At 45.2% G+C, this 6,736-nt stretch carries 10 protein-coding genes; 3 read left to right on the top strand and 7 right to left on the bottom strand.

Annotation, left to right across the window (positions count from 1 at the left end; all coding sequences use genetic code 11):
- Nucleotides 1-338: transposase (locus ACVA53_RS09730; RefSeq protein WP_446504978.1), on the top strand; the 338-nt coding region annotated here is incomplete at its 5' end.
- A 123-nt stretch (nucleotides 339-461) separates the two neighbouring features.
- Here the strand turns inward: ACVA53_RS09730 and ACVA53_RS09725 are convergent.
- The 5 genes from ACVA53_RS09725 to zrgA are packed head-to-tail and all read right to left on the bottom strand — an operon-like array spanning nucleotide 462 to nucleotide 4,523.
- On the bottom strand, nucleotides 462-1,313 hold the full coding sequence (locus ACVA53_RS09725) for a TIGR03899 family protein (RefSeq protein ID WP_446504977.1): 852 nt from the start codon (nucleotides 1,311-1,313) through the stop codon (nucleotides 462-464).
- A 57-nt stretch (nucleotides 1,314-1,370) separates the two neighbouring features.
- Nucleotides 1,371-1,853, bottom strand: a complete 483-nt coding sequence (locus ACVA53_RS09720; RefSeq protein WP_255045013.1) for a DUF3299 domain-containing protein — start codon at nucleotides 1,851-1,853, stop codon at nucleotides 1,371-1,373.
- Nucleotides 1,854-1,857: 4 nt separating this feature from the next.
- A complete protein-coding gene (locus ACVA53_RS09715; RefSeq protein WP_255045014.1) occupies nucleotides 1,858-3,117 on the bottom strand; it encodes an ABC transporter permease in 1,260 nt (419 codons plus the stop codon).
- Nucleotides 3,118-3,807 (bottom strand): ABC transporter ATP-binding protein, encoded by a 690-nt coding sequence (locus tag ACVA53_RS09710; protein WP_255045015.1) that lies wholly within the window; start codon nucleotides 3,805-3,807, stop codon nucleotides 3,118-3,120.
- 50 nt (nucleotides 3,808-3,857) lie between these two features.
- Entirely contained in the window at nucleotides 3,858-4,523 is a 666-nt protein-coding gene (zrgA, locus tag ACVA53_RS09705) for a zinc uptake protein ZrgA (protein WP_446504976.1), read from the bottom strand.
- A gap of 99 nt (nucleotides 4,524-4,622) precedes the next feature.
- On the opposite strand from zrgA, the gene ACVA53_RS09700 reads away from it, so the two are divergent.
- Complete coding sequence (locus ACVA53_RS09700; RefSeq protein ID WP_446504975.1) at nucleotides 4,623-4,751, top strand: hypothetical protein; 129 nt, start codon at nucleotides 4,623-4,625, stop codon at nucleotides 4,749-4,751.
- A gap of 213 nt (nucleotides 4,752-4,964) precedes the next feature.
- On the opposite strand, the gene ACVA53_RS09695 is transcribed toward ACVA53_RS09700, so the two are convergent.
- A complete protein-coding gene (locus ACVA53_RS09695; RefSeq protein WP_446504974.1) occupies nucleotides 4,965-5,516 on the bottom strand; it encodes a YtfJ family protein in 552 nt (183 codons plus the stop codon).
- Between the two features lie 262 nt (nucleotides 5,517-5,778).
- Here ACVA53_RS09695 and ACVA53_RS09690 point away from each other — a divergent pair, with 262 nt between their 5' ends.
- Nucleotides 5,779-5,988 carry a DUF1107 domain-containing protein gene (locus ACVA53_RS09690; protein WP_255045018.1) on the top strand — a complete coding sequence of 70 codons (210 nt, stop codon included), beginning with the start codon at nucleotides 5,779-5,781 and terminating at the stop codon, nucleotides 5,986-5,988.
- Nucleotides 5,989-5,993: 5 nt separating this feature from the next.
- Here ACVA53_RS09690 and msrA read toward each other — a convergent pair whose 3' ends face one another.
- Entirely contained in the window at nucleotides 5,994-6,617 is a 624-nt protein-coding gene (gene msrA, locus ACVA53_RS09685; protein ID WP_255045019.1) for a peptide-methionine (S)-S-oxide reductase MsrA, read from the bottom strand.
- Nucleotides 6,618-6,736 lie beyond the last annotated feature (119 nt).

Below are 6,736 nucleotides of genomic sequence, written 5' to 3'. Positions count from 1 at the left end.
ACAAAGAGATCATGAGCGAACACCTAAAACAAATATCAGCTGTCACTCAAGAAGCTCGGCACGCCGTTGTCATTATGGATGGTGCGGGATGGCATACTGAAGATATTGCGGATAAATTTGAGAACATTAGCCTCATTAAACTTCCACCCTATTCGCCAGAGTTAAATCCAATCGAACAAGTGTGGAGTTGGTTAAGGCAACACTATCTAGCCAATCAAAGCTTCACAGATTACGGTGACATTGTTGACAAGGTATGTATGGCTTGGAACTTGTTTTTGACGAGTCCCCAAAGGGTATCAAAAATGTGTTCAAGAGAGTGGATCAACCTGACCAGTTAATTTTCCAGTTTGGTATAAGAAGTCTCGTCGAAAGGCGAGACTTTCTTGTATCTAAACAGTCTTGCCGTTTTTTCGTTTAACATTCAGGGATAGAGAGTTCTTTTCTACGTGAAAGGCCTGTTATCACTGGCTTTCAACCACGAAGAATGGTGCTAGTAGCTCAAGGATGGTTTCTCGGAAAGGTTCGTGTGTCTTGCTACCTAATAGCTCTGCAATTTCCTGCCCTGTTGGCGATAAACGGTAATACGTGAAACTCAGACCTTTTTGGTGTGGAATGAGCTGATAGGTATGGTTCTGGTAGCTAAATGGAAGCGCTATACCTGATGCTAATTCTCCCGACTCTAATTCTCTTTTCAATATAAGCCCTAGCTCTAATAAGATAAGCAGATCGGAGTAAGGTAGAGAAAAGTTACCCAGAGGAACGGAATGCAGGGAGGGGGCGAACAGGCTGGGTAGAAACTTATGTTTTGCTTTCAAGGCAGTCAGGAGCTTTTTGCTTTTGTCATTGCCAAAATGGCATGAAAGCGTACAGGCTCGGTGGAAGACTTGTGCTTCTTTGTGGGTCATATTACGAAGCGTATCAAGCGTTTTTAATGATACTGAGCCTGGGGACAAAAATTCTTGTCTGAGAATACGACTCCACAGTTGTTGCATTGAACTATTACGTATTTTTTTTGCTATCGAAGTAAAGTAGTTAAGCCAATCAGGGTCAATACTCTTGGCTTTCTCTAGAGGGGTTGTATCGAAGGTTAGCTTGAATATCTTCTCAAGATTTTCTTGTTGGAAATATTGTTCTTTTTTGTATCGGTCTTCATACCTTTCTGAAAGTGTATGTGGCCCATCATTAGTTATTTGGAAGCTGACACCGAGTTCTTCAGCAATCGTACTAATGATACTGGGAGGGGATTTTTTGGTTTTTTCTTTGTCCTTTGTTTGCAGTTCAAGAGGCGGGGATACTTTGCTCTCGCCTTCCATAGTGATCACCCTTAAATGTTTGAGGGCCAGCTTCAAGAGAAGCTGGCTAAATTGATATTACATATCGTCGTAGTCTTCGATGGCGCTTCCTTCCAGCAGATAGCCCACTTCAGCAAGGTCATGGCTCACGCTTTGTGTTTTCAATGTTCCCACGACGTAAACGACATCCCATAGCTGTTGTATCGGCGCTCCTTTCGGGAACTTTACGTAAACAATCTGATTAGGTGGCGGCGGTGGTACGTGGATACATGCTCCAAAGTAAGGAACTAAAAGAAACTCGGTGATGGTTTTATCATCCCCTTCTAAGGGGATCACAAACCCCGGGATTTTGACCGTACTTCCGTTCAGTTCTTCTCTGACGTTGCCAACCATCGTTTGTTTAGCTGCATCTCCGTCATGATTGAGGATCGGCATCTGGTTTGCATTGAACTGAGTGCGTTCTTTTTCTGGGACTAAATCTATCCAGTCCAGCGTTAAAGCTTCATTCGCAGAGCTCAGAAGTGGAAACCAACAGCAAAGTGCGAGTAGCCATCTTTTCATGTAATTATACCTTTATAGTCATGCCATCCGAGAGTGAATGTTGATAGGCGCGGATAGCAGGAATGATCCCCACTAGCATACCAGCTAACTGAACGAGTACTAACAACAACAGTTCATGGCTTGTAGGAGCAGTGATCGGAATGAGTAATCCAAACTGCGCCTGAATAATCGGCTGAGTTATCATCAGAATCAAGTACAGTAAAGAAGTGCCAACGGTGACTCCCAGTGCGGTCAGGAGAGTCGCTTCACTCGTCAGGAGAAAGAATATGTGGCCAGGTCTAGCGCCCATGGCTCTAAGGATCGCCATTTCCCGCCGCCTCTCATTCAGGCTAGTCAATAAGCTGGTCAACATTCCGAGTAGACCCGCGATCACGACAAAAACTGAGACAACCAGCAGGGCTTGCTCTGCTACTGACATCATCCCCCAAAGCTCATGAAGCGCGATACCCGGCATGATGGCACTTAACGGCTCTTTGGTGTAAGTATTGATATAGCGTTGCAGAGCAAAGGTTTGGATTTTTGAGTTGAGGCCCAGCATGAATGCTGTGATCTGCTTGGGAGCGAACTGTTGAGTTGCCAGCAATTCTGCATCTGGAGTTGGACCTAGGCGGGCTCCGCTTTCCCAGCCAACATGAATGGCTTCAATCGCGGGTAGAGAAACATGAACACTGCGGTCTACAGGGGTGCCGGTAGGTTCAAGGATACCAACGATTTTAAAGGGTAGATTATCATGACGGTTAAAGGACTGGTCACTGATCCCGTGGGCAATGATGATTTCATCGTTAATCTTGTAATCGAGCTTTTTAGCAACCTCAGCACCGATCACAGTTTCAAATAAGCTATCGAACGCCTCACCCTGTGCTAGCTCTAGGGGTTGTTTCTGCCCGTAACGATAATGCTCAAAATAGTCGCTGTTGGTTCCGATGACACGGAAACCACGATGAGAGTCGCCTAATGAAATTGGAATCGCCCATTTTACTGAACGGTGTTGACTGATCTCTTGGAAGCTTTGCCAGTCTATGTTGTTGGTGGCATTGCCTATCCTAAAAACAGAGTAGAGCAATAGATTAACTTGGCCAGAGCGAGATCCGACGATGAGATCTGTCTCTGAGATAGTATTAGCAAAGCTGGATTTGGCCTGAGTCCTGACTTTTTCAACCCCAAGTAAAAGGGTAACCGAAATAGCAACAGTCAGTAATGTCAGTATTGCGGTGGTTTTTCGATTGGCTAGGCTCTGCCAAGCGAGACGAATGATCGGCCCCATTTAATACCCCCTTGCCGCTTGGTTGATAACGTTCAGATTAATACTGCGGTCAAATAGCGCTTCGAGCGTTTCATCATGGCTGACAAACAACAATGTTGTGTCTGATTTATCACACTCAGCCATTAGCAATTTAATGAAGGCCTCGCGGTTATCATGATCTAAGGCAGAGGTAGGTTCATCTGCAATTAGTAATTTAGGCTTTCCAATCAATGCCCTTGCGGCGGCAACGCGTTGTTGCTGTCCAATACTGAGTTCGCTGATTGGGCTGTCCAAACACTCTGTGGGTAAATGCAATTGGGTCAGCAGTTGCTTTGCTTGTTCATACATCCCTCCGGAAATTTGCTGTTTACGTAATGCAGAGAACCGGCAAGGGAGTAGAACATTGTCGATGACAGAGAGATAAGGTAGCAAGTTGAACATCTGGAAGATGTAGCCAATATGATCGGCCCTAAATCGGTCTCGGCCGGTCGGTTTTAGGCTGCTGAAAGGTTGTCCTAGTAGCTCAACTGTACCGGTGGTTGGCTCGTTGATTCCTGCTAATAAACTCAGAAGGCTTGATTTCCCGCTGCCGCTAGGGCCTTTGATGAAAACTTTTTCCCCTTTCTTCACTACCAGTGTAGGGATATCCAATAGTGGTTTGGTTTGTCGGGGCCATTGGAATGTGAGTTCGCGAATCTCAATGATGCTCATGGTTTGTCCTGAAATGGGGAAGAACTTCCCCATTTTTGGTTGCAGAGGTGTTAGAAACGGAAAGTGATGACGTTTGAGGTCAATGATCCTCCTTTCTGACCTTTTTCCGTGATGGTGTTAACCGTAATACGCTCAGTGGTTGGGAAATGGGTAAACCACTGGGTTTTGACTTCTGTGAGTTGACTGATATCGCTACATTTGTAGGTGTATTGCGCTGTGAACTCACCGTGGGCACCATGGTTATGACTGTCATGCTCGTGGCCGTGGTCATCATGGTTATGACTGTCATGCTCGTGGCCGTGGTCATCATGGTCATGGCTGTCATGCTCGTGGCCGTGATCATCATGACCATGATGGTTTTCAGCCTCTTGGCTAGTCAGTGTTTCCGTCGCAAGGCTTTCAACCAACTGGCATTTAGCATTAGCCGTGAATACCCATAGTGACTCTGGCGCTTTAAGTTGCTTGATAGCGTTGTTAATCGCAGCCTTCTGTTCGTCCGTTTGTGGTGCGTGTTCAAAGCCAACGATATCTGCGCCCGGAGCGTGGATCTCCATCAATAAGTCTTGCCCGTCTTGGGCTATATTGACTTCAACCACGCCATGGACATGGGCATCATGCTGACGAAAGTGATCTTCTGCGAAAGCTGAGCTAGATACGGATAGGCCAAGGCTGACGAATAGAGCTGCGACAGGTGAAAGTGATTGATTAAAACGCATGGTTACCCCAATAAATTGTTAGTGATTAAAAATAGTAGTGTTAACGATCAGGGAAAACGGCGGTGACCGGGCTATCGGAGAACGGTGACGTAGAAAAACTTGCTGGGGCATCGTGTTGATGATGGTCGTGCGGATCTGTTCCGTTCCGGGGAAGTGATTATGTTGAACAAGGAAACTGTCATGGACGATGTGGCAGATAGAACAGTCAGTTGCATGGTGGTGGTCTGACACTGCTTCAAGTTGGTGCAACACGGAAACTGGCCCGATGGTTACGATCAGGCTGATCAGTATAAAGCTAAGGCTGTGTGTCCAATAACGTTTGAAGTTCACTTTGATAAAATGAAAACCATATCCATGAGGTGTAATAATATAACATTACTACTTTCTCCATAATATGGCTTTCATATCATTTTGATCTTAATTGAGGTTTATTAAGTTACCTTAAAGGTTACTTTTTACCAACTCTAGTGCCTGTTCGATTTCTTGGGATGATAGTTTGCCTTCTTTTACAAACAGTACCTGGCTACTCTTATCAAGGACAATAATAGCTGAGTCCTCTGCAGCAAGCTGCCACGACTGATGGACGGTACCATTGGCATCCAGCACCATTGAAGACCAAGAAAACTCTCGCTTGCTATCTTCAGCAGAAGATTTTACGAAACTCCCTGTGCCCCAGATCGCATCATCTTGATTGATGATGGTTGTGGTTTGGTATTTTTCATCAGGAAAGTCTGCCGCCGTGATGGCACTGATTAAATCAGCATTCAGTGCCTTGGCTGAACTACGGCCAGCAATGGCTTGGATAACTCGAACCTTGCCTGCTAACTGCTCGCTGTTCCAATCTTGGTAGACAATTTTGTCATCTTGTAGGGTAATTTCACCTTTATCAGCAACCTTAACAGCAGGAAGTGTATCACCGACGGTTAGGTTATGGGCAAAAGCAGTCCCGGATAGCAGTGTGGCCAGTAAGGCGAAAAGAGGCTTCTTGTTCATTATTTTTTCCATGATTTATTAGACGCGTCATTATCTTAGATTACTGCCATTAAGCTGGTTTAACCAGTTTGTAAAGCCTTGAACCCAATCACGAAAATATAACACTAAGTGCGTATTCAGGGCCGGGGGACGATGAAATGCATACCATCTTGGTAAATAGTTATTAACTGGCAAGTAACTTGCTTAATTATTCTGTCTTGGAAAAAGGAAACATCCGGGCATTTTCAAGGTCTATAGTCTTAGTGATTTTTGTGAGGGAACCATGTTAAGAGTATTCAAAAAATATCGACCAAACCAAGTTGCTCGATACGTAAAAAGTTACTTTCGGGGGCGACTATTTATTATCGGTGTCGGGGCTTTTGAATTTGATTGTGGGCGTTTATTACCACCGAAAAAGCATGACACCAAGGCGCTGAATGTGCTGAGCGAGGTCAACCGTGAGATCCAACTCCTTAGTGCAGAAGCTTTTTGATATCGCTATTGCGGAGGCATGCATATGCCGGTTCCACCTAGCCCGCAATAGCCATTAGGGTTCTTGGCAAGATATTGCTGATGGTAATCTTCGGCAAAGTAGAACGTACCTGCAGGGAGGATTTCAGTGGTAATAGAAGCGTCGAGTAATGCTTGTTGGTATCGAGCCTTGCTGGCTAATGCCTCTTGATAGTGTTGATCTGAATAGGTGTAAATTGCCGAGCGATACTGGGTGCCCACATCATTACCTTGTCGCATACCTTGGGTGGGATCGTGGTTTTCCCAGAACAATGTCAACAAGGTGTTTAGGCTGATCTGTTGTGGGTCAAAAATGACCCTGACGACTTCGTTATGACCTGTTTGCCCGGTGCATACTTCTTTATAGTTTGGGTTAGGGGTGATCCCACCGCTGTATCCAACAGCTGTGCTGTATATGCCTGTTTGTTTCCAAAACAACCTTTCTGCTCCCCAAAAGCACCCCATTCCGAAAGTCAGTACTTCCATTCCTTGAGGGATCTCGTCATTGAGTTGAGTTCCGTTCACTGCATGGGGTAACGAAGGCATCATTGGGGTTGCTCTGCCTATCAGAGCCTGGCTTTCTGTTGGTAAGATTTGCTTGGATGACGACATGGTTATCTCCTTATTTTGATGTCACTGACTTTCTTCAAAGTAGAGGAAACGGAAAAGACATTCAACTTTGGTGGATTTTCGAAGCAAAAGATTGGCAGTTAGGGCTGTGCTTTGTCAGA

This window comes from Photobacterium sp. DNB23_23_1, assembly GCF_052873815.1.
Note: the sequence above shows the minus strand (reverse complement) of the source record. Positions and strands in the feature narration are given on the sequence as shown.